This is a genomic window from Serratia sp. NA_13 (assembly GCF_052691735.1).
Map to the genome: position 1 here is coordinate 22,389 of NZ_JBQZFV010000019.1, position 22,740 is coordinate 45,128.

General features: G+C 54.7%; 22 protein-coding genes. 12 read left to right on the forward strand and 10 right to left on the reverse strand.

The features are described from left to right. Nucleotides 1-187 precede the first annotated feature (187 nt). A complete protein-coding gene (gene orn, locus ACUTSU_RS20455) occupies nt 188-733 on the reverse strand; it encodes an oligoribonuclease (RefSeq protein ID WP_445652703.1) in 546 nt (181 codons plus the stop codon). A gap of 183 nt (nt 734-916) precedes the next feature. On the opposite strand from orn, the gene rsgA reads away from it, so the two are divergent. The 3 genes from rsgA to mscM all read left to right on the forward strand — a co-directional run bounded on the left by rsgA (nt 917) and on the right by mscM (nt 6,299). After that, nucleotides 917-1,966, forward strand: a complete 1,050-nt coding sequence (rsgA, locus tag ACUTSU_RS20460) for a small ribosomal subunit biogenesis GTPase RsgA (RefSeq protein WP_445654663.1) — start codon at nt 917-919, stop codon at nt 1,964-1,966. 75 nt (nt 1,967-2,041) lie between these two features. Next, nucleotides 2,042-2,938, forward strand: coding sequence for an archaetidylserine decarboxylase (asd, locus tag ACUTSU_RS20465; RefSeq protein ID WP_445652719.1), 897 nt, complete (start codon nt 2,042-2,044; stop codon nt 2,936-2,938). A 13-nt stretch (nt 2,939-2,951) separates the two neighbouring features. Continuing rightward, nucleotides 2,952-6,299, forward strand: a complete 3,348-nt coding sequence (mscM, locus tag ACUTSU_RS20470; protein WP_445652701.1) for a miniconductance mechanosensitive channel MscM — start codon at nt 2,952-2,954, stop codon at nt 6,297-6,299. A 68-nt stretch (nt 6,300-6,367) separates the two neighbouring features. On the opposite strand, the gene epmA is transcribed toward mscM, so the two are convergent. Then, on the reverse strand, nt 6,368-7,345 hold the full coding sequence (gene epmA / locus ACUTSU_RS20475) for an elongation factor P--(R)-beta-lysine ligase (RefSeq protein WP_445652700.1): 978 nt from the start codon (nt 7,343-7,345) through the stop codon (nt 6,368-6,370). Nucleotides 7,346-7,730: 385 nt separating this feature from the next. Between epmA and frdA the strand changes: the two genes are divergently transcribed. The 4 genes from frdA to frdD are packed head-to-tail and all read left to right on the forward strand — an operon-like array spanning nt 7,731 to nt 11,034. Then, entirely contained in the window at nt 7,731-9,527 is a 1,797-nt protein-coding gene (frdA, locus tag ACUTSU_RS20480) for a fumarate reductase (quinol) flavoprotein subunit (RefSeq protein WP_445652699.1), read from the forward strand. After that, nucleotides 9,520-10,254, forward strand: coding sequence for a succinate dehydrogenase/fumarate reductase iron-sulfur subunit (locus tag ACUTSU_RS20485; protein WP_445652698.1), 735 nt, complete (start codon nt 9,520-9,522; stop codon nt 10,252-10,254). Before frdA ends, ACUTSU_RS20485 begins: the two co-directional genes overlap by 8 nt. A gap of 15 nt (nt 10,255-10,269) precedes the next feature. Continuing rightward, on the forward strand, nt 10,270-10,662 hold the full coding sequence (gene frdC / locus ACUTSU_RS20490; protein WP_261110230.1) for a fumarate reductase subunit FrdC: 393 nt from the start codon (nt 10,270-10,272) through the stop codon (nt 10,660-10,662). A 12-nt stretch (nt 10,663-10,674) separates the two neighbouring features. Then, nucleotides 10,675-11,034, forward strand: coding sequence for a fumarate reductase subunit FrdD (gene frdD / locus ACUTSU_RS20495; RefSeq protein ID WP_445652697.1), 360 nt, complete (start codon nt 10,675-10,677; stop codon nt 11,032-11,034). 271 nt (nt 11,035-11,305) lie between these two features. Here frdD and sugE read toward each other — a convergent pair whose 3' ends face one another. The 4 genes from sugE to efp form a co-directional block, all read right to left on the reverse strand. Further along, entirely contained in the window at nt 11,306-11,623 is a 318-nt protein-coding gene (gene sugE / locus ACUTSU_RS20500) for a quaternary ammonium compound efflux SMR transporter SugE (protein WP_017891350.1), read from the reverse strand. Nucleotides 11,624-11,840: 217 nt separating this feature from the next. Next, entirely contained in the window at nt 11,841-11,972 is a 132-nt protein-coding gene (locus tag ACUTSU_RS20505) for an entericidin A/B family lipoprotein (RefSeq protein ID WP_135314814.1), read from the reverse strand. A 122-nt stretch (nt 11,973-12,094) separates the two neighbouring features. Further along, complete coding sequence (locus tag ACUTSU_RS20510; protein ID WP_012004876.1) at nt 12,095-12,223, reverse strand: entericidin A/B family lipoprotein; 129 nt, start codon at nt 12,221-12,223, stop codon at nt 12,095-12,097. Nucleotides 12,224-12,297: 74 nt separating this feature from the next. Further along, nucleotides 12,298-12,864, reverse strand: a complete 567-nt coding sequence (efp, locus tag ACUTSU_RS20515; RefSeq protein WP_004952647.1) for an elongation factor P — start codon at nt 12,862-12,864, stop codon at nt 12,298-12,300. 43 nt (nt 12,865-12,907) lie between these two features. Here efp and epmB point away from each other — a divergent pair, with 43 nt between their 5' ends. Beyond that, nucleotides 12,908-13,936 carry an EF-P beta-lysylation protein EpmB gene (epmB, locus tag ACUTSU_RS20520; protein WP_445652696.1) on the forward strand — a complete coding sequence of 343 codons (1,029 nt, stop codon included), beginning with the start codon at nt 12,908-12,910 and terminating at the stop codon, nt 13,934-13,936. A 79-nt stretch (nt 13,937-14,015) separates the two neighbouring features. Here the strand turns inward: epmB and ACUTSU_RS20525 are convergent, their stop codons facing one another. The 4 genes from ACUTSU_RS20525 to ACUTSU_RS20540 form a co-directional block, all read right to left on the reverse strand. Beyond that, on the reverse strand, nt 14,016-14,360 hold the full coding sequence (locus tag ACUTSU_RS20525) for a DUF4156 domain-containing protein (RefSeq protein ID WP_445652695.1): 345 nt from the start codon (nt 14,358-14,360) through the stop codon (nt 14,016-14,018). Nucleotides 14,361-14,603: 243 nt separating this feature from the next. Next, nucleotides 14,604-16,250 (reverse strand): chaperonin GroEL, encoded by a 1,647-nt coding sequence (gene groL, locus ACUTSU_RS20530; RefSeq protein WP_135314812.1) that lies wholly within the window; start codon nt 16,248-16,250, stop codon nt 14,604-14,606. 44 nt (nt 16,251-16,294) lie between these two features. Further along, nucleotides 16,295-16,588: a co-chaperone GroES gene (locus tag ACUTSU_RS20535; RefSeq protein ID WP_004952634.1), complete on the reverse strand. Its 294-nt coding sequence runs from the start codon at nt 16,586-16,588 to the stop codon at nt 16,295-16,297. A 185-nt stretch (nt 16,589-16,773) separates the two neighbouring features. Then, nucleotides 16,774-17,265 carry an FxsA family protein gene (locus ACUTSU_RS20540; protein WP_445654664.1) on the reverse strand — a complete coding sequence of 164 codons (492 nt, stop codon included), beginning with the start codon at nt 17,263-17,265 and terminating at the stop codon, nt 16,774-16,776. Between the two features lie 341 nt (nt 17,266-17,606). On the opposite strand from ACUTSU_RS20540, the gene aspA reads away from it, so the two are divergent. The 4 genes from aspA to ACUTSU_RS20560 all read left to right on the forward strand — a co-directional run bounded on the left by aspA (nt 17,607) and on the right by ACUTSU_RS20560 (nt 22,722). Further along, the gene (gene aspA / locus ACUTSU_RS20545) at nt 17,607-19,043 is read left to right on the forward strand and encodes an aspartate ammonia-lyase (RefSeq protein WP_445652693.1); all 1,437 of its coding nucleotides are present in this window, start codon (nt 17,607-17,609) and stop codon (nt 19,041-19,043) included. 250 nt (nt 19,044-19,293) lie between these two features. After that, nucleotides 19,294-20,595, forward strand: coding sequence for an anaerobic C4-dicarboxylate transporter (locus tag ACUTSU_RS20550; protein ID WP_445652692.1), 1,302 nt, complete (start codon nt 19,294-19,296; stop codon nt 20,593-20,595). Nucleotides 20,596-20,716: 121 nt separating this feature from the next. Beyond that, nucleotides 20,717-21,040, forward strand: a complete 324-nt coding sequence (gene cutA / locus ACUTSU_RS20555) for a divalent cation tolerance protein CutA (RefSeq protein WP_445652691.1) — start codon at nt 20,717-20,719, stop codon at nt 21,038-21,040. Then, nucleotides 21,016-22,722 carry a protein-disulfide reductase DsbD gene (locus ACUTSU_RS20560; RefSeq protein WP_445654665.1) on the forward strand — a complete coding sequence of 569 codons (1,707 nt, stop codon included), beginning with the start codon at nt 21,016-21,018 and terminating at the stop codon, nt 22,720-22,722. The genes cutA and ACUTSU_RS20560 overlap by 25 nt, the downstream gene beginning before the upstream one ends. The last annotated feature ends 18 nt before the right edge of the window (nt 22,723-22,740 follow it).

Here is a 22,740-nt window from a genome sequence, read left to right on the forward strand (position 1 = left end):
AACTAAACGAAATTCTTCATCGGTACGGGGTGCGCATTATACGAGAAATCCTTTCTGCCGCAAGCCCCTGAAAGCAAAAAAACGCGTTTTTTGTTTGTTTGCCGATTAAAGCGCCAAACTGGTTAATTAAGCGGCGGGATTGGCCACTTGCGGTAATCAGGCCCCCTGTTCAGGGGCCTGGCATCCATTATAGCTGGATGAAATGCTCACGGTAATAGGCCAATTCACCTACTGACTCACGGATATCATCCATAGCCTGATGAGTACCCTGCTTTTTAAAACCGCTTAGGATTTCCGGCTTCCAACGACGCGCCAACTCCTTCAAAGTGCTGACATCCAGATAGCGGTAATGGAAGTAGGCTTCCAGTTCCGGCATATAGCGGAACAGGAAGCGGCGGTCCTGGCCTACACTGTTGCCGCAGATCGGTGATTTGCCCGCCGGTACCCACTGTTGCAAAAAGGCGATAGTGGCCAACTCGGCGGCATGGTCGTCGTACTGACTGGCCTTCACGCGTTCCACTAGCCCGCTGCCGGTATGAGTACGCACGTTCCAGTCATCCATCAAACCAAGCTGTTCATCGGATTGATGTACGGCGATCGTCGGCCCTTCCGCAAGTATGTTCAGATTAGCGTCGGTGACCAGTGTTGCGATCTCGATAATGCGATCGCGTTCAGGATCCAATCCTGTCATCTCCAGATCGATCCAAATCAGGTTATTTTCGTTTCCTGTCATGATATTTCCTGCGTAAAAGCCAAAAGATAAACAAACTATAGGCAAGGCGGCGAGCGACACTGGCTGTTTACCGACGGTAGTAGGCTGCGCGTGGCGGCTAACAACGGTTATTTAATATAAAATAGCGTGTATCATAGTCTTTTTGGTCGCCATGAGCGATAAAGCGGATTCAAGTGAGGCGCAGTGAGCAAGAACAAACTGTCCAAAGGTCAAGAACGCCGCGTGCAAGCGAACCATCAACGTCGCCTGAAGCGCACTGACAATAAACCGGAACTGGATGATTCCCAACTGGGTGAGCCGCAGGACGGCATCGTCATCAGTCGTTTCGGCATGCACGCCGACGTTGAAGCAGCGGATGGCACTCAGCACCGCTGTAATATCCGCCGTACGTTACGTTCGCTGGTGACCGGCGATCGTGTGGTATGGCGCCCTGGTGTCGGCACCCATGCTGGGGTGAAAGGTATTGTAGAGGCCGTGCATGAACGCACTTCCGTACTGAACCGCCCCGATATCTACGACGGCGTGAAGCCCATCGCCGCCAATATCGATCAGATCGTCATCGTTTCCGCGATCCTGCCAGAGCTGTCGCTGAATATGATCGACCGCTATCTGGTGGCCTGTGAAACGCTGGAAGTCGAGCCGCTGATCGTACTGAACAAAATCGACTTGCTGGATGCAGAAGCACGCAAGACCGTCGACGGGATGATGGATATCTACCGCCATATCGGTTACCGGGTGCTGGAAGTCTCCAGCCAGACGCGTGAAGGGATGGAGGCGTTTGAACAGGCGCTGGTCGATCGTATCAGTATCTTTGCCGGCCAGTCCGGGGTGGGCAAATCCAGCCTGCTGAATGCCCTGTTGCCGCCAAGCGATACGCAAATTCTGGTAAATCAGGTTTCCGATGTCTCTGGCCTCGGGCAACATACCACCACCGCTGCGCGGCTGTACCATTTCCAACACGGCGGCGATGTGATCGATTCACCGGGTGTGCGTGAGTTTGGTCTGTGGCATCTGGAGCCGGAACAAGTGACTCGAGCCTATGTCGAATTCCGTGACTATTTGGGCGGTTGCAAATTCCGCGACTGCAGCCACGACACCGACCCAGGCTGCGCCATCCGCGGGGCGATGGAGAAAGGCGATATCGCCAAAGAGCGTTTTGAAAACTACCATCGTATTCTGGAAAGCATGGCCTCCGTGAAGGTTCGCAAGAACTTCACCGACGCCGCAGGCTGATAATACCGGGCGGCGTTGACTATGGCGGAGCCATGGTTACAATGCGCGCCCTTTACCCCGATTCACGAGGTTAATGTGCTGGATAGCATCAAAATTAAATTGCAGTATTGGTTACCCAAGTTGGCGCTGACCCGCCTGGCAGGCTGGGGCGCAGATAAACAAGCCGGCTGGCTGACCCAGCTAGTGGTGAAGGGCTTCGCCCGCTATTACCGCGTGGATATGCAGGAAGCACAAAATCCTGACCTGACCTCTTATGCGACCTTCAACGATTTCTTTGTACGGCCACTGCGTGACGGCGCACGTCCGATCGTCGACGGCCCCCATTGGCTGGCGCTGCCCGCAGATGGCGCGATAAGCCAACTCGGCCCGATCAACGACGACCAAATTTTCCAGGCTAAAGGCCATTACTACAGCCTGGAGGCGCTGCTGGCCGGCAACTACATACTGGCTGAGCCGTTCCGCAACGGTCTGTTCGCCACCACTTACCTGGCACCTCGTGACTATCACCGTGTGCATATGCCGTGTGATGGCGTACTGCGCGAAATGATTTATGTTCCGGGCGACCTGTTTTCTGTCAACCCACTGACCGCAGCCAACGTACCAAACCTGTTTGCCCGCAATGAGCGTGTGATCTGCGTATTCGATACCGCGATCGGACCTATGGCGCAGATCCTGGTGGGTGCCACCATCGTCGGCAGCATCGAAACCGTCTGGGCCGGCACCGTTACACCACCGCGCGAAGGCATTATCAAGCGCTGGACCTACCCGGCAGAAGGCGCTGAAGGCGCTATCGCACTGGAGAAAGGGGCAGAAATGGGCCGCTTCAAGCTTGGCTCGACGGTCATCAACCTGTTTGCCCCAGGCAGCGTGCAGTTTGCCCCGCAATTGAACAACGGCACCGTGACCCGTATGGGCGAAGCCTTCGCAGAAATCCCGGCGACACCTGCCGCCGCTGAAACAACGCAGATCTAAGGGAATTGATACTGTGCGCCTGATTATCACGCTATTGCTCGGTTGTTTACTGTCTCAACCGGTGCTGGCCGCCACGGTGCCTACCGAAACACAGCTCAAACAAGAGTTGAAGCAGGCGGAAGGCAACAAAAACGTGCCTAATCAGGCGGAAACCACTGAGGCGCTGCAAAGCGCCCTCAACTGGTTATCAGAACGCAAAGAGTCGCTGACGCGTGTTGAACAGTATCAGCGGGTGATCGACGATTTTCCAAAGATGACGCAGGAACTGCGCCGTCAATTGGTAATTGAAGACAGTAAGATCCTGCCAAATGGCGATAACCTGCCGGCCAGCGATCTGGAGCAGCAAATTTTGCAAACCAGCAGTCTGTTGCTGGAACAGGCCCGGCTGTTGCAGCAGGAACAGGAGCGCACGCGAGAAATCAGCGACTCCCTCGGTCAGTTGCCACAGCAGCAGACCGATGCTCGCCGAGCGCTGACGGAAGTGCAGCGCCGTCTGCAGGCACAGCCCGCTAACCCGACCACGCCACATGCACAGGCCGCGCTGGCGTTATTACAAACTGAGGCCGCTGCGCGCAAAGCCAAGGTTGATGAACTCGAGCTGGCGCAGCTGTCGGCCAACAATCGTCAGGAACTGGCGCGGATGCGCGCTGAGGTCTACAAAAAGCGCCACGAGAAAGTCGACATTCAGCTGCAGGCGCTGCGCAATAACCTCAATGCCCAGCGGCAACGTGAAGCCGAACTGGCACTGGAAAAAACCGAGCAGTTGGCCGAACAGAACGGCGACCTGCCAAAAAGCATCAGCCAGCAGCTACAGATCAACCGTGAACTTTCCGCCGCGTTGAACAATCAGGCCCAGCGCATGGATCTGATCTCATCCCAACAACGTCGGGCCGCCGCGCAAACGCTGCAGGTGCGCCAGGCATTAAGCACCATCATCGAACAGGCCCAATGGCTTGGCTCCTCGTCCGCACTGGGAGAAACCCTGCGTGCCCAGGTGGCGACACTGCCAGAAATGCCCAAGCCACAGCAGTTGGACGGCGATATGGCTCAGTTGCGCGTACAGCGACTGCAGTTTGAAAGCCAACTGGAGAAACTCCCACAGCGAGAGTTTAAACGCGACGATGGCAGTGAACTGACCAGCGCGGAACGGCGTATCGTCGACGCCCAGTTGCGTACCCAACGCGAACTGCTCAATTCACTGCTTTCCGGCTGCGATACCCAAATCCTCGAGCTGACCAAGCTCAAAGTGGCCAATACCCAGCTAATTGAGGCCCTGAACGAAATCCGGGACGCCACCCACCGTTATCTGTTCTGGGTGCCGGACATTAATCCGATCAACCTGTCCTACCCGATTAACGTGGCGCACGATCTCACTGTGTTGCTGTCACTCGATACGCTGTCGCAACTCGGCGGTGCCTTTATGATGATGGTGACCAGCCAGGAAACGCTAATCCCGATTTTCGGTGCCCTGCTGCTGGTGATTTTCAGCATCAGCTCCCGCAAGCACTACCACGCCTTCCTGACCCGGGCCAGCAGCCGGGTCGGCAAAGTCACCCAGGACGAGTTCTTCCTGACGGTACGCACCGTGTTCTGGTCGATTCTGGTGGCGCTGCCGCTGCCGGTGTTGTGGGCGGCACTCGGTTTTGGCCTGCAAAGTGCCTGGAACTATCCGGTAGCCGAAGCCATCGGCAAGGGCGTCACTGCGACACTGCCGATCTTGTGGGTTTGTATGATCTGCGCCGCCTTTGCTCATCCACAGGGGCTGTTTATCGTGCATTTCCGCTGGCCGGTGAAGCAGGTTTCACGCGCCATGCGTTACTACAAAATGTCGATCTGGCTGATCGTGCCGCTGATCATGGCGCTGATTACCTTCGACAGCCTGAAAGAACGCGAATTTGCCAACACCCTTGGCCGGCTGTGCTTTATCTTGCTGTGTCTGGCATTGGCCCTGGTAACCAACAGCCTGAAACGTGCCGGCATCCCGCTGTATCTGGACAAGAAAGGCTCCGGCGACAACATGGTCAACACCGCGCTGTGGGGGCTGCTGTTGTCGGCACCGGTGCTGGCAGCACTGGCCTCGGCCGTCGGCTACCTGACCACTTCACAGGCGCTGCTGGCGCGTCTGGAAACCTCGGTAGCCATCTGGTTCTTCCTGCTGGTGATTTACCATATTATCCGTCGCTGGATGCTGATCCAGCGCCGCCGTATTGCCTTTGACCGCGCCAAGCAACGCCGCGCCGATATCCTGGCCCAGCGTGCACGTGGGGAAGAAGAAAGCTCACACACGCCTAACAGCACCGAAGGCTCGACGGATCTGGATGATTCGGAAATCGATCTCGATACCATCAGCGCCCAGTCACTGCGGCTGGTACGTTCGATCCTGACCATGATCGCGCTGGTATCGGTGATCGTGCTGTGGTCGGAGATCCATTCCGCCTTCGCCTTCCTGGAAAACATCTCCCTGTGGGACGTAACCTCGACGGTCAACGGGGTGGAAACGGCACACCCGATCACGTTGGGTGCGGTATTGATCGCCATTTTAGTGCTGGTCGTCACCATGCAGTTGGTCCGTAACCTGCCGGCGCTACTGGAACTGGCGGTGTTGCAGCACCTTGATCTGACGCCGGGCACCGGCTATGCCATCACCACCATTACCAAGTACCTGCTGTTGCTATTCGGCGCTATCCTCAGTTTTTCCTGGATCGGCATCGAGTGGTCGAAACTGCAGTGGGTGGTCACCGCGCTCAGCGTGGGGTTGGGCTTCGGCATGCAGGAGATTTTCTCCAACTTCATCTCCGGCTTGATCATTTTGTTCGAAAAGCCGATCCGCATCGGCGATACGGTGACGATCCGCAACCTGACCGGCACCGTCACCAAGATCAACACTCGCGCCACCACTATTTCTGACTGGGATCGCAAAGAGATCATCGTGCCGAACAAGGCGTTCATCACCGAGCAGTTCGTCAACTGGTCGCTGTCGGACAACCTGACCCGTGTGGTGTTGACGGTGCCGGCACCGGGCGATGCCAACAGCGAAGAAGTGACCAAGATCCTTCTCAACGCCGCCGAACGCTGCTCGCTGGTGCTGGACAACCCGGTGCCGGAGGTCTATCTGGTCGATCTGCAACAGGGCATTCAGATCTTCGAGATGCGTATCTATGCGGCCGAGATGGGCCACCGCATGCCTCTGCGCCACGAGATCCATCAGTTGATTCTGGCCGGTTACCGCGAGCACGGCATTACGCTGCCATACCCACCGTTCCAGGTGCGCAGCGAGACGCTCTCACGCTTGACCAGCAATGGCCGTACGCCGCCGTCTACCCCACCGCCGAACACCAAACGCGAATCGGGCAGTCTGTAGCGCAGAATGCAAAAAGGGTTCGGCTATGGCCGAACCCTTTTTTTATCGCAATGGCGCTGAATTAGCAGCTATGCGCGCCCGACCGGGAAGGCCAGCACCTCACTCAGGCTCTCGGCACCCAGCGCCAGCATCACCAAGCGGTCAACCCCTAACGCCACACCTGAGCATTCAGGCATGCCGTGCTGCAATGCGTCCAGCAGGTTGTTATCAATCGGATGTTGTGGCAAGCCGCGTTCCGCACGTTTGCGGTTGTCCTGGGCAAAACGCTGCCCTTGTTCGCGACTGTCCGTCAGCTCACGGAAGCCATTCGCCAGCTCAATGCCCTTGAAGTAAACCTCGAAACGCTCCGCCACCCGGTGATCCTCGGTACTGATCTCCGCCAACGACGCCTGACTGGCCGGGAAGTGATAAACGAACGCCGGTTTGTCACGACCAATGTGCGGCTCCACGCCAACGGTGAACAGCAACTGCAACAGCGTATCGCGATCTTCTTCTGTATCGGCAATGTTGCTCAGATCCAGCTTGGCCGCCGCTTCACGCAATTGTGCCTTCTCCGCTGACAGCGGATCGATATCCAGATGGCGCAGGAAAGCCTGCTGATAGGACAGGGTTTCCGCACTGTCGCAATCCAGCACCTGCTGCAGCAGATCGTCCACCTCATTCATCAGACGGTACATGTCGTAATGCGGGCGGTACCACTCCAGCATGGTGAATTCCGGGTTGTGGTGACGACCGGCTTCTTCATTACGGAAGCTGCGCCCCATTTGATAGATCGGACCGCTGCCCGCCGCCAGCAAGCGCTTCATGTGGTATTCCGGGCTGGTCATCATGTACAGCGTCAGGCCATCCGCCGCGCCGGGCCCGACGAAACGCGTCTGGAACGGGAACAGGTGGATATCGGTGACCGTCGCCTGGCTCATGGTTGGCGTCTCAACTTCCAATACGCCACGATCGGCGAAGAAACGCCGGATCTCAGTCAGGATCGCTGCGCGCTTCAACAAATTGGCGATGGGTGCACTTGGCTGCCAGCTTGCCGTTTCGCTCATGGTAATTACTCCGAAATCAAACAGGGGATGCAGTCTACTCGTATCCCGGCATGCAAACAAATTCTTAACAGGCCCTGGACTTTTAACCGCGACATTACCTGATAAATAGTTAGTAATAAGGTTAATAAAAGGTGAATAAACGTTAAATCCAGCCTGCGGTAAATTATCCTCCCAACCGGCGGTTAAAAGGCAAAACAATCGATCACATCAAATTTCTTCTACTTAACTTTAGGTATAGTTAATTCCACATTATTGGTGGGAGATATCTATCCTTAGTATTAATGCAACGACAATAAACTCAGTTAGTTAGCACCCGAAGTTTTTTATAAATATTAAGCATAGATATTTAATTTGCCGTTCTTAACAAGAATATTGGAGGAATGCAGTGCAAACCTTTAACGCCGATCTTGCCATTATTGGGGCCGGGGGTGCTGGTTTACGTGCAGCAATAGCCGCAGCGGAAGCCAACCCCCAACTGAAAATCGCGCTAATCTCAAAAGTCTACCCGATGCGCAGCCATACGGTAGCCGCTGAAGGGGGCTCCGCCGCCGTCACTCAGGATCACGATAGCTTCGACTACCACTTCAACGACACCGTTGCCGGTGGCGATTGGCTGTGTGAACAGGACGTGGTCGACCATTTCGTCCACAACTGCCCGCGCGAAATGACCCAGCTTGAACAGTGGGGTTGTCCATGGAGCCGTAAAGAGGACGGGTCAGTCAACGTACGTCGCTTCGGAGGCATGAAGATTGAACGCACCTGGTTCGCCGCCGACAAGACCGGCTTCCACATGCTGCACACCCTGTTCCAGACCTCGCTCAAATACCCGCAAATCCAGCGTTTCGACGAGCACTTCGTGCTGGATATTCTGGTGGATGACGGCCAGGCTCGCGGCCTGGTGGCGATGAACATGATGGAAGGCACCCGCGTGCAGATCCGTGCCAATTCGGTGGTCATGGCTACCGGCGGTGCCGGGCGCGTGTACCGCTACAACACCAACGGCGGTATCGTCACCGGTGATGGCATGGGCATGGCGTTCCACCATGGCGTACCGCTGCGTGATATGGAGTTTGTCCAATATCACCCTACCGGCCTGCCTGGCTCCGGTATCCTGATGACCGAAGGTTGCCGTGGCGAAGGCGGTATTCTGGTCAACAAAGACGGCTATCGCTACCTGCAGGACTACGGCATGGGGCCGGAAACCCCGCTGGGCAAGCCAAAGAACAAATACATGGAACTGGGCCCACGCGACAAGGTGTCGCAGGCTTTCTGGCATGAATGGCGTGCCGGCCGCACCGTTCCTACCCCACGCGGTGACGTGGTTTATCTCGACCTGCGCCACCTGGGTGAGAAGAAACTGCTGGAACGCCTGCCGTTCATCTGTGAACTGGCCAAGGCCTATGTCGGCGTCGATCCGGTGAAAGATCCGATCCCGGTGCGTCCAACTGCGCACTACACCATGGGCGGCATTGAAACCGATCAAAACTGCGAAACCCGTATTAAAGGGCTGTTTGCCGTCGGTGAATGTTCCTCCGTCGGCCTGCATGGTGCTAACCGCCTGGGTTCCAATTCGCTGGCAGAACTGGTGGTATTCGGCCGGGTGGCCGGTGAGCAAGCAGCTCGCCGCGCGCTGGAAAGCAACCCGGCTAACGGCAGTGCCCTGGATGCACAGGGGCGCGACGTCGAAACCCGGTTGAGCAACCTGATGAAACAGGAAGGCAACGAGAACTGGGCAAAAATCCGCGACGAGATGGGCATGTCGATGGAAGAAGGCTGCGGTATTTACCGTACCCCGGAACTGATGCAGAAAACCGTCGATAAACTGGCTGAGCTGAAAGAACGCTTCAAGCGCGTCAAAATTACCGACAACTCCAGCGTGTTCAATACCGATCTGCTGTACACCATCGAGCTGGGTTACGGACTGGACGTGGCCGAATGCATGGCGCATTCCGCTCTCAACCGTAAAGAATCCCGCGGTGCCCACCAGCGTCTGGACGAAGGCTGTACCGAACGTGACGACGTGAATTTTCTCAAGCATACGCTGGCGTTCCATAACCCGAACGGCGCACCACGCCTGGAATACAGCGACGTGAAGATCACCAAACTGCCACCGGCCAAACGTGTATACGGCGCTGAAGCCGAAGCGCAGGATAAAAAGGATAAGGAGCAGGCAAATGGCTGAGATGAACACCCTGAAAATCGAGGTCATGCGCTATAACCCGGAACGCGACTCTGAGCCGCATTTCGAGACTTACGCGGTGCCTTATGATGAGCAAACCTCGTTGCTCGACGCCCTGGGCTACATCAAGGATAACCTGGCCCCCGATCTTTCCTACCGCTGGTCATGCCGTATGGCGATCTGCGGCTCGTGCGGCATGATGGTCAACCGGGTGCCAAAGCTGGCCTGTAAAACTTTCCTGCGCGAGTACACCGGCGGCATGAAGGTAGAAGCGCTGGGCAATTTCCCGATTGAGCGCGATCTGGTGGTCGATATGACCCACTTTATCGAAAGTCTGGAGGCGATTAAGCCTTACATCATCGGCAATAATCGCAAACCGGAAGATGGCCCTAACGTGCAGACTCCGGCGCAAATGGCCAAGTATCACCAGTTTTCTGGCTGCATCAACTGCGGCCTGTGTTATGCCGCTTGCCCGCAGTTCGGCCTGAACCCAGAGTTTATCGGCCCGGCGGCGATCACCCTGGCACACCGCTATAACCTGGATAACCGCGACTACGGCCAGAAACAGCGTATGGCGCAGCTGAACGGTGAAAACGGCGTCTGGAGCTGTACCTTTGTCGGCTACTGCTCTGAAGTTTGTCCGAAGCACGTCGACCCGGCCGCTGCGATTCAGCAGGGCAAGGTGGAAAGTGCCAAAGACTTCATGATCGCCATGCTGAAGCCGCAATAAGGGAGATAAACAGCAATGACAACACAACGTAAGCCCTACGTGCGCACCATGACGCCGACCTGGTGGCAAAAGCTCGGTTTCTACCGTTTCTATATGCTGCGCGAAAGCACCTCGGTGCCAGCAGTCTGGTTCAGTATCGTGCTGATCTACGGCGTCTTTGCGCTTAAAGGCGGGGTAGATAGCTGGGCGGGTTTCGTCGGTTTTCTGCAAAACCCACTGGTGCTGCTGATTAACGTCGTCGCGCTGCTGGCCGCACTGCTGCATACCAAGACCTGGTTCGATTTGGCGCCGAAAGCCGCCAACATTGTGGTTAACAGCGAGAAAATGGGCCCGGGGCCAATAGTGAAAACGCTGTGGGCGGTGACTGTAGTTGCCAGCGTGGTCATTCTGGCCGTGGCCTTGATGTAATCCGGAGGAAACATGATAAATCTTGCACCTAAACGCTCAGACGAACCGGTTTTCTGGGGATTATTTGGCGCCGGCGGAATGTGGGGAGCCATCATCGCCCCCGCCATAGTGCTACTGATCGGCATTCTTCTGCCATTGGGGTTATTCCCAGGCGATGCACTGGGCTATGACCGCGTACTGGCCTTCTGCCAGAGCCTGATTGGCCGCCTGTTCCTGCTGCTGATGATTATCCTGCCGCTATGGTGCGGTCTGCACCGTATCCACCATGCGATGCATGATTTGAAAATCCATGTGCCCGCCGGCAAATGGGTCTTCTACGGTTTGGCTGCCATCCTCAGCGTAGTGACCCTGATCGGCGTAGTCACCCTGTAACCCCCTTCTGGCGGCCACTTCCGTTGGTCGCCTGTTATTATTTCTAAGGGGCTATCAGTTCGATCAAATCGACATACCCTATGGATTTCAAGCTGTAGCTAGGCGCCCAGTTCACTGATCCCCAGGAGCTTACTCAGGTAAGTGACTGGGGTTAGTGACAAATCTGTCGGGAACAGATTTGAACGCTGCTTGCAGCGGCCCCAAAGGGGCAAGACCCACGGATGGGTCTTGTAAGCAGGTAACAACGCTACAGCTTGAAAGACGACGGGTATCAGTGACTGCTGAACTTCAGCCCCAATATGCCGACTACAATCAGGCACAGGCTGAGAATACGCGCGATATTGGTTGATTCGCCCAGTAGCACCATCCCCATAATCGCTGCACCTACCGCACCAATACCGGTCCATACCGCGTAGGCCGTGCCGGCGGGCAGTGTTTTCATCGCATGCGCCAGCAACAGCATACTGACTACCATGGCAGCAATAGTGATAAGGCTGGGGGTCAGGCGGGTAAAGCCGTGGGTGTATTTCAAACCGATAGCCCACACCACTTCAAGCAAACCGGCAATAAGCAGAATAATCCAAGCCATGAAACAGGCTCCATTACTATGGGGTCGTCCCCGAATACAGATGCGTAAACAGGTCGTCCCGTTTAGCGTTGTGATATGCCCGGAGATTATACCTGCAGCCTGGGAGGATAACAGCACAAAGGTGACTGCCAGGAAAGGCTCAGCAGAGAAAGCGGTATCCCACGACGATGCCCTTTTACGGCCGTTCGCGGAATACCGCAGAAATCATCAAGGTGGGTTATTGCGCGCTACGCTGGATGGCCTTACCACCAGCCTGAATATCTTCGCCTACGCCTTGAGTGGTATTGCATGCGGTCAATGAGGCCAAGAACATCAAAGAGAAAATCGCGATAATACTTTTCTTCAGCATATGAAAGCCCTTATTTGTCAGTGATGAAAAAGTACGGTTTTCTAAGCTTAGTAAATATCAGCGAGAGTTGCTGTTTAGAATGGTCTTATTTCGCACTAATACATTAGTGCATCTGATACTTATTAACTGGCCGTACGCGAGATAGCGCCGCCAAGGTGCTGAACGTCTTCACCGAACCCACGGAAAGTATTACATCCGCTAAGGGACATCAGTAGCAACAGGGAGATAACGGCCAACAGAGTTTTCTTCATTATGCAGATTCTGCCAACAATTTGCGGGAAGGGGTAAAACAAAGGAGCCCAACGAGGCCCCTTTGTATTGAAACTTATTTTACGCGTGATACGTATTCGCCAGAGCGGGTGTCAACACGGACAACTTCGCCAATCTGTACGAACAATGGCACTTTAACCACGGCGCCGGTGCTCAGGGTCGCAGGCTTGCCGCCAGTACCGGCAGTATCGCCTTTCAGGCCAGGATCGGTATCAGTGATTTCAGCTTCGATGAAGTTAGGTGGCTGAACAGCGATAGGACGACCGTCCCACAGGGTAACGATACATTCTGCGTTATCTTGCAGCCATTTTGCCGCGTCAGATACGGTTTTCTCTTCAACACCGTGCTGCTCGAAAGTCTCAGGGTGCATGAAGTGGTAGAACTCACCGTCGTTGTACAGGTAGTTCATGTTGGTATCTACAACGTCTGCACCTTCGCAAGAGTCTGTAGATTTAAAGGTTTTCTCTACACGGCTGCCGGTCAGCAGGCGACGCATTTTAACGCGCGCAAACGCCTGGCCCTTGCCCGGCTTAACGAACTCACTGGATTCGATAGCGTAAGGCTCGCCCTCGAACATGATTTTAAGACCCGGACGGAAATCGTTGCTAGAATAAGTCGCCATGATGGCCCCTCTGAATATTTAAACTGGTAGCTTAGCCAAAAAAATGGCACACATTATAACCCAAAATACGGCATATAGAGAAGATTGGTTGCATCAACTCGCCGATGTTATTACCGATCCCGATGAATTACTGCAGCTTTTGTCACTGAATACGCATCCGGAATTGCCACAGGGCCGTGAAGCCCGCCGGCTGTTTGCGCTGCGCGTCCCGCGCTCTTTCGTAGCCCGCATGCAGCCTGGCGATGCCAATGACCCGCTGCTGCGCCAGGTACTGACTGCCAGCGAAGAATTCATCAAAGCGCCTGGCTTCACCACCGATCCGCTTGATGAGCAGCGTAGCGTGGTACCAGGGCTGCTGCATAAATACCGTAATCGTGCTTTGCTGCTGGTTAAGGGCGGCTGTGCGGTCAACTGCCGCTACTGCTTCCGCCGCCATTTTCCGTATCAGGACAACCAGGGCAATAAGGCCAACTGGCGTCAGGCGCTGGATTATATCCGCCAACACCCGGAACTCGATGAGATTATTTTTTCGGGTGGCGATCCGCTGATGGCAAAAGACCATGAGCTGGACTGGCTAATCGGTGAACTGGAAGCCATTGAGCATCTAAAACGCCTGCGTATTCACACCCGCTTGCCGGTGGTGATCCCTGCGCGAATTACACCGGAACTGTGTCAACGGCTGTCGACATCACGCCTGCAGGTCCTGATGGTCACGCACATCAACCATGCCAATGAGATTGACCGCGAACTGCAGGCCAGCATGGCACAACTGCGTCTGGCTGGCGTCACCTTGCTGAATCAAAGCGTGCTGCTGCGCGGTATCAATGACGATGCCGATACGCTGGCGGCACTGAGCAACGCACTGTTTGACGCAGGCATTTTGCCTTACTACATCCACGTACTGGATAAGGTACAGGGGGCTGCACACTTTATGGTCAGTGATGATGAAGCACGCACTATTATGCAGGCGCTGCTGGGCAAGATCTCCGGCTATATGGTGCCACGCCTGACCCGCGAAGTCGGCGGTAAGCCAAGCAAAACCCCTCTCGATCTGCACCTGATGCAGGACTGATCCCCGGTAGATTGCCGATACAAAAAGAGGCATGCCGTGGCATGCCTCTTTTTTATATTATGAGTTGCTCATTAGGCCGTTATGGACACTTATAAACTTGGCCGGCCATTTTGCTGTCCAGCGGGGCAAAGCTTGAAAGCAGGTTCTGACTTGGACTGGTAGCGCCATAAATGACATTGCCGCCCATCGCCGCTGCCTTGTTACGCAGATCGTTTGCCGCGCCGCGCATGGAGCTGCCTTCACCACCGTTACCGGACAACCAGTTGCTCTGGGTGCCAGTCACTTCACCCACTAGCTGGCATTCCGCAGTCGGTTTGGTGTCGGTAAATTTAACCTGCTGACCTGCGGCGGACAGTTCATTGGTGCTGCTGCAACCTGCCAGCAGCACGGCTGCCGAAAGACCCAGTAAGGCTTTAATCCGCATCTTGTTCCCCATATGATATTGAGAATTCTGCAAAAGCTTATCAGAAAGCGATGCCATCTCTTAAGCATCCGTTGCCACTGGTGCCTGGCCAACGTCTTGAGCGACAGCTAATGAAAGCTCAGTTTACCAGCTAAATCTGTCTGGTCTGCAAAAATATCATCAAATACAGTGCGACTAAGCACGCAAATAAAAAACCCCGGCCAATTGGCTGGGGTTTTTAGCACACAAACGTGTAGGGGATGATTACATCATGCCGCCCATGCCGCCCATGCCACCCATGCCGCCAGCGCCACCTAAATCAGGTGCGTCGCCTTTTGGCAGGTCGGTTACCATGCATTCGGTGGTGATCATCAGGCCAGCCACAGAAGCCGCATACTGCAGAGCAGAACGGGTTACTTTGGTTGGATCCAGGATACCCATCGCGATCATGTCGCCGTATTCTTCAGTTGCTGCGTTGTAACCGTAGTTACCTTCGCCCGCTTTCACGGTGTTGGCAACAACGGATGGCTCTTCGCCGCAGTTCAGAACAATCTGACGCAGTGGCGATTCCATTGCGCGCAGAGCAACTTTGATACCCACGTTCTGATCTTCGTTCACGCCACGCAGTTCGCTCAGTTTGGACGCTGCACGAATCAGTGCAACACCACCACCGGCAACTACGCCTTCTTCTACTGCAGCACGGGTTGCGTGCAGAGCATCTTCAACGCGAGCTTTCTTCTCTTTCATTTCAACTTCGGTAGCAGCACCGACTTTGATTACCGCAACGCCGCCAGCCAGTTTAGCTACGCGCTCTTGCAGTTTTTCACGGTCGTAATCAGAAGTTGCTTCTTCGATCTGCTGACGAATTTGGGACACACGGCCCTGAATCGCAGGTTCGTCACCATTACCATCGATGATGATAGTAGTGTCTTTGTTGATAACGATACGTTTAGCCGTACCCAGATCTTCCAGGGTAGTTTTTTCCAGCTCCAGGCCGATCTCTTCAGAGATAACGGTACCGCCAGTCAGGGTAGCGATGTCCTGCAGCATGGCTTTACGACGGTCACCGAAACCAGGTGCTTTAACCGCAGCCACTTTCACGATGCCGCGCATGGTGTTAACCACCAGGGTAGCCAGCGCTTCGCCTTCAACATCTTCAGCAATGATCAGCAGTGGTTTGCCGGCTTTCGCCACGGCTTCCAGTACTGGCAGCATTTCACGGATGTTGGAGATTTTTTTGTCAGCCAGCAGGATGAACGGGCTTTCCAGTTCGATAGAACCGGTTTCTGGCTTGTTGATGAAGTACGGAGACAGGTAACCGCGGTCGAACTGCATCCCTTCAACAACGTCCAGCTCGTCTTGCAGGCCGGTGCCTTCTTCAACGGTGATAACGCCTTCTTTGCCCACTTTCTCCATCGCTTCTGCAATCAGTTTACCCACAGTTTCGTCGGAGTTTGCAGAGATGGTGCCAACCTGAGCGATGGCTTTGGAGTCAGAGCAAGGTACGGACAGTTTTTTCAGTTCTTCAACAGCAGCGATAACCGCTTTGTCGATACCGCGCTTCAGATCCATCGGGTTCATGCCGGCAGCGACTGCTTTCAGGCCTTCGGTGATGATGGATTGAGCCAGTACGGTTGCAGTGGTGGTACCGTCGCCCGCAGCGTCGTTCGCTTTAGAAGCAACTTCTTTCACCATTTGCGCACCCATGTTTTCGAACTTGTCTTCCAGTTCGATCTCACGAGCAACAGATACGCCATCTTTAGTGATGGTAGGAGCGCCGAAGGATTTATCCAGCACTACGTTACGGCCTTTCGGGCCCAGGGTCACTTTCACTGCATCAGCGAGAACATTCACACCGCGGAGCATTTTCACGCGAGCGTCATTGCCGAATTTTACGTCTTTAGCTGCCATTGGTATTTCCCTTCAACTCGTTCAGTTCAGAAGATAAAGCGTTATTACGCTTCAACAATTGCCAGAATGTCGCTTTCGGACATGATCAACACTTCTTCATTGTCGATCTTCTCTGCTTTCACGCCGTAGCCGTCGTTGAAAATCACGATATCGCCAACTTTCACATCCAGCGGTTGGATGTTGCCGCTTTCCAGAACACGCCCTTTACCCACTGCCACAACTTCACCACGAGTAGATTTACCCGCTGCAGAGCCAGTCAGAACGATGCCGCCAGCAGATTTTGATTCAACTTCTTTGCGCTTGACGATAACGCGGTCATGCAATGGACGAATACTCATTGAACGCTCTCCTGTAAGAAGGTTTCTATCAGACTTAGGGTTGTCACCGGATTGTTATTACCGGCCTCGTGGGATTTGAAATGGGGGCATTCCATCCCCCTTCAAGGGCCAGACCAAAAAAATTTTCGCTTTTGACGGCAATCCAGAGGGGACAAATGTGAAAAACGCGGCGGAGCCGCGTTTTTTTAACGATCGTTACGCTTGTCATGATCGTCCGGCTGGTTTCCCAACGTATAACGATCGTCGTCCTTACGTTGAAATTCGCCATCGAAGGTGTTGCCGTTGGCAGCATCGCCGCCCTGGCTCCAGCCGCCGGGACGGTAGACCGAAAGGTGTGGCATCAGTTTCAGCGTCAGCGACTTCTGCACCGGCGGCAACAGCAGCAGCAGGCCAAGGAAGTCGGTAAAGAATCCCGGCACCAGCAGCAGGAAGCCCGCCAATACCAGTGAAACGCTCTTTACCATTTCCGCTGCCGGGCTTTCACCCTCGGCCAGCTTCTGTTGCATCTGCATGAAAGTTTTCATGCCCTGATTACGCACCAGCGAAATGCCGACACAAGAGGTAAATACCACCAACAGCAGGGTGATCGCTACGCCCATAACGGCGGCGACTTTGATAAATAGCGATATTTCTATGTAAGCCAATAAAAATATCAGCAGTAACGGTAACCAGCGCACCTGGTTCTCCTCTGGCAGATCTACGTTGCCGCAAGGAAGCGACAACGCGAAAAAGGGGCCGGTAAACGGCCGACCTAAATACAATGGGGTCAGCCGAGGGTCATTTCAACCAAAGGTCCTTTTTTATTGCTAAAGTTAGTAAACGTGAAAGAGATCACAGAACGAATAACACGTGATTTTAGAAGGCTCAGAAGGTGATCTGGATTCATTCATTTATTACTAACCAGCATATGATCTGGGCTGCAACGGGCACTGTGGTTAATCGTTTCACGCCTGAAGCCTTCGGCAACATAATTTGGTTACCTGACAATTAATTCGGCAGCAATACAAAGAAGGTTCTCATGTCAAATAACATTCGTATCGAAGAAGACCTGTTAGGAACACGTGAAGTCCCCGCAGAAGCCTATTACGGTGTTCACACTCTGCGTGCGATTGAAAACTTTTATATCAGCAACAGTAAAATCAGCGACGTGCCCGAGTTTGTCCGCGGCATGGTGATGGTAAAAAAAGCCGCAGCGCTGGCAAATAAAGAGTTAAAAACCATTCCACGCAAAATCGCTGATGTCATCATCCAGGCTTGTGATGAAGTGCTGGACAAAGGCAAATGCATGGACCAGTTCCCGGTGGACGTGTTCCAGGGCGGTGCAGGCACTTCACTGAACATGAACACCAACGAAGTGCTGGCGAATATTGGTCTGGAACTGATGGGTCATCAGAAAGGCGAATACCAATACCTGAACCCTAACGATCACCTCAATAAATGCCAGTCCACCAACGACGCCTACCCTACCGGCTTCCGCATTGCGGTTTACGCTTCCAACCAGAAACTGATCGACGCCATCAACCAACTGCGCGAAGGTTTTGACCGCAAGGCCACAGAGTTCGAAACCATCCTGAAAATGGGTCGTACCCAGTTGCAGGATGCGGTGCCTATGACCCTGGGTCAGGAATTCCATGCGTTCAGCGTGCTGCTGAAAGAAGAAACCCGCAACCTGCATCGCACCGCCGAGCTGCTGCTGGAAGTGAACCTGGGTGCCACCGCTATCGGTACTGCGCTGAACACGCCGGAAGGCTACCAGCACCTGGCTGTACAAAAACTGGCGGAAGTCAGCAACCTGCCGGTCGTGCCGGCCGAAGATTTGATCGAAGCCACCTCCGACTGCGGTGCCTACGTTATGGTGCACAGCGCACTGAAACGTTTGGCGGTCAAACTGTCCAAAATCTGTAATGACCTGCGCCTGCTGTCTTCAGGCCCACGCGCCGGTCTGAACGAGATTAACCTGCCGGAACTGCAGGCCGGCTCCTCCATCATGCCTGCCAAGGTCAACCCGGTGATCCCGGAAGTGGTCAATCAGGTATGTTTCAAGGTGATCGGCAACGACACTTGCGTTACCATGGCGGCCGAAGCAGGCCAGCTGCAGTTGAACGTGATGGAGCCGGTAATTGGCCAGGCGATGTTTGAGTCAATCCACATCCTGACCAACGCCTGCTATAACCTGCTGGAAAAATGCATTAATGGCATCACCGCGAACAAAGAAGTGTGCGAGCATTATGTGTTCAATTCTATCGGTATCGTCACCTATCTGAACCCGTTTATTGGCCACCACAATGGCGACATCGTCGGGAAGATCTGCGCTGAAACCGGAAAGAGCGTGCGTGAAGTGGTGCTGGAACGCGGTCTGCTGACCGAAGCCGAGCTCGATGATATCTTCTCCGTGGAGAACCTGATGCATCCAGCCTATAAAGCCAAACGCTATACGGATGAAAATGAACAATAACAGAGACACCCGGTAGCCCAAAAAGGCACGCTAAGTCCCCTGGATAGCGTGCCTTTTTACTTTCCATTGCCCACAAAATTTTAACTTTTTATTTTCAATTTACACCCAAAATAATTGGAGCTGCATCAAGGCGGCAAGAGGGTGAATCCCCAGGAGCTTACTCAAGTAAGTGACTGGTGTGAGCACTGGCAGCCAACGCAGATGCGGCTTCAAGGATGACGGGGACATCTCATCTTAAGGAGTAGACACTATGTTAGCCGTAGAATTGGTTATCGTTCTGCTGGCCATTTTTTTAGGGGCCAGGTTGGGCGGTATCGGGATTGGATTTGCAGGCGGGCTGGGGGTGTTGGTCCTGGCGTTGATTGGCGTGAAGCCGGGCAGCATTCCGTTCGACGTGATCTCCATCATCATGGCGGTGATTGCCGCGATCTCAGCGATGCAGGTCGCGGGCGGTATGGATTATCTGGTGCAGCAAACTGAAAAGCTGCTGCGCAAGAACCCTAAACACATCACCATTCTGGCGCCGATCGTCACTTATTTTCTGACTATCTTCGCCGGTACCGGCAATATTTCTCTTTCTGCCTTGCCCGTGATTGCCGAAGTGGCGAAAGAACAGGGCATCAAGCCTTGCCGTCCGCTATCAACCGCCGTGGTATCTGCCCAGATTGCCATTACCGCTTCACCCATTTCCGCGGCGGTGGTCTACATGTCCTCAGTGATGGAAGGTCACGGCGTCAGCTACCTGCACCTGCTGATGGTTGTCATGCCTTCTACCTTCTGCGCCGTGGTGCTGATGTCGCTGCTGGTAAGCTGGTTATTCGACGCCAAACTGTCTGACGATCCGGTTTATCTGAAACGCCTTGAAGAAGGCCTTGTCACCCTGCGCGGCAACAAGCTTGTTGAAATCAAACCGCGTGCCAAAGTTTCGGTACTGCTGTTCCTGCTGGGTGTGTTGTGCGTGGTGGCCTACGCCATCATTAACAGTCCGGGTCTGGGGCTGGTAGCGAAACCGCTGATGAACACCACCAACGCGATTTTGATCATCATGTTGAGCGTCGCGACCCTGACCACTCTGCTGTGCCGCGTCGATACCGATATGGTACTCAACTCCAGCACCTTTAAGGCCGGTATGAGCGCCTGTATCTGTATTCTGGGCGTAGCCTGGCTGGGTGACACCTTTGTGCAGGCCAACATCGACTGGATCAAAGAGACCGCGGGCAGCGTGATCCAATCACACCCGTGGCTGCTGGCGGTGATCTTCTTCTTCTGCTCGGCACTGCTGTACTCTCAGGCCGCTACCGCCAAGGCGCTGATGCCAATGGCGCTGGCGCTGAACGTTTCGCCATTGACCGCCGTCGCGTCCTTTGCCGCCGTTTCCGGCCTGTTCATCCTGCCGACCTACCCTACGCTGGTCGCCGCGGTACAGATGGATGACACCGGCACCACGCGCATCGGGCGTTTTGTGTTTAACCATCCGTTCTTTATTCCCGGCACCATCGGGGTGATATTGGCGGTGTTGTTCGGCTTCCTGCTGGGCAGCGTGATGCTGTAATGCTTTCACCGGGGCTACGGCCCCGGTTTCTCCCCCCGCCCCATTGGCGATAAACTCGCCTTCTAGCCGAGCGTCCTTCAAGGTATAGTGCTCACTGATAATCTCGATGAGAGGGCTGAAGATGTCTGATTGCGAAGCTGTCGTCATACTCTGCACTGCGCCCGATGAGGCCACCGCGCAAGACCTGGCAGCCCGGGTTTTGGGGGAAAAGCTGGCAGCCTGCGCCACGTTGCTGCCTGGTGTGACATCGCTCTATTACTGGGAAGGGAAACTGGAACAGGAATACGAAGTGCAAATGTTGTTCAAAAGCGACCGCCACCATCAAGACGCCCTGCTCAACACCCTGAAACAACATCACCCGTATCAAACGCCCGAGCTGTTGGTGCTGCCGGTGATGGCTGGAGATAAAGACTACCTGTTATGGATCAACGCCTCATTAAAGTAATATTCCTGCTCTGCAGCCTGTTTTTTTTACCGCAAGCGGCTCAGGCATCTTTGTTCGGCCAAAGCGGCGATAGCCAGTTCGTGCCCGTCGATCAGGCATTCGCCTTTGACTTTAAGCAACAGGACCACCAACTGGCCCTGAGCTGGCAAATCCGCCCCGGTTACTACCTCTATCGTCAGCAGATCAAACTGGTGCCGCAGCAGGCGACGCTAGGCACCTTTACGTTGCCCGAAGGACTGAGCCACAAGGATGAGTTCTTCGGTGAAGTCGCTATTTTCAAGCAACAGCTCGCACTGAACATTCCACTGCAACAGGCGGCCAACGGCGCCAGCCTGAGCGTAACCTATCAGGGCTGCGCGGAAGCCGGTTTCTGCTACCCGCCTGAAACGCGAGTGATCCCTCTGGATGCGGTAAGTGCCACAACCACACTGCCAGTCAGCACGCCAGAAGAACCGGTGCCAGCCAACCTGCCATTCTCCCCGCTATGGGCACTGCTGATTGGCATTGGTATTGCTTTCACCCCCTGCGTATTGCCGATGTATCCGCTGATTTCCGGCATCATTCTTGGGCGTGAAAAGCCGCACAGTAGCGGCCGTATACTGGCACTGGCGGTGGTTTATGTGCAGGGCATGGCGCTGACCTACACCTTGCTGGGTTTGGTGGTTGCCGCCGCCGGCTTGCAATTTCAGGCAGCGCTGCAACATCCGTATGTGCTCATCGGCCTGTCGGTGCTGTTTATCGCCCTTGCACTGTCGATGTTCGGTCTGTATTCGCTGCAGTTACCTTCTTCGCTGCAAACCCGGCTGGCAGGCTGGAGCAACACTCAACAAGGCGGTTCGCTGCCTGGCGTGTTCCTGATGGGCGCTCTGGCCGGGCTTATTTGCTCCCCTTGTACCACCGCGCCGCTTAGCGCCATCCTGTTGTACATTGCCCAAAGCGGCAATATGTGGGCCGGCGGCGGTACCTTGTATCTGTACGCACTGGGGATGGGTATCCCGCTAGTGCTGGTGACTCTGTTCGGTAACCGCCTGTTGCCACGCAGTGGCCCATGGATGCAGTATGTCAAAGAGGCTTTCGGGTTTGTGATCCTGGCGCTGCCGGTATTCCTGCTGGAACGAGTGATCGGTGACGTGTGGGGACTACGGTTGTGGAGCCTGCTTGGCCTGGCGTTCTTCGGCTGGGCCTTCGCGCTGAGCCTGAAGACTTCCCGCGGCTGGGTGCGGGCGTTGCAATTACTGTTGCTGGCAGCGGCCGTCATTGCTGCGCGACCGTTGCAAGACTGGGTCTTTGGCACCAACAGCGCACAACAGGCAGAGGTACAACACCTAAACTTCACGCGTATCAGTAACATAGATCAGCTCAATGCGGCACTACAGCAGGCCAAGGGGAAGTCGGTGATGCTGGATCTGTACGCCGACTGGTGCGTCGCCTGTAAAGAGTTCGAGAAGTATACCTTTAGTGATACAGGTGTTCGGGCCACACTTGCCAACACGGTGCTGCTGCAGGCGGATGTCACGGCGAACAATGCCGAGCAGGTCGCGCTCCTTAAACACCTGAAAGTCCTGGGATTACCAACTATTCTGTTCTTTAACGGCACGGGGCAAGAGCTAACCAGCCAACGGGTTACCGGATTTATGGATGCCGCGGCGTTCAACGCGCATTTGCAGAAAACGGTGCAATAAATAACACTGAGGATCGGA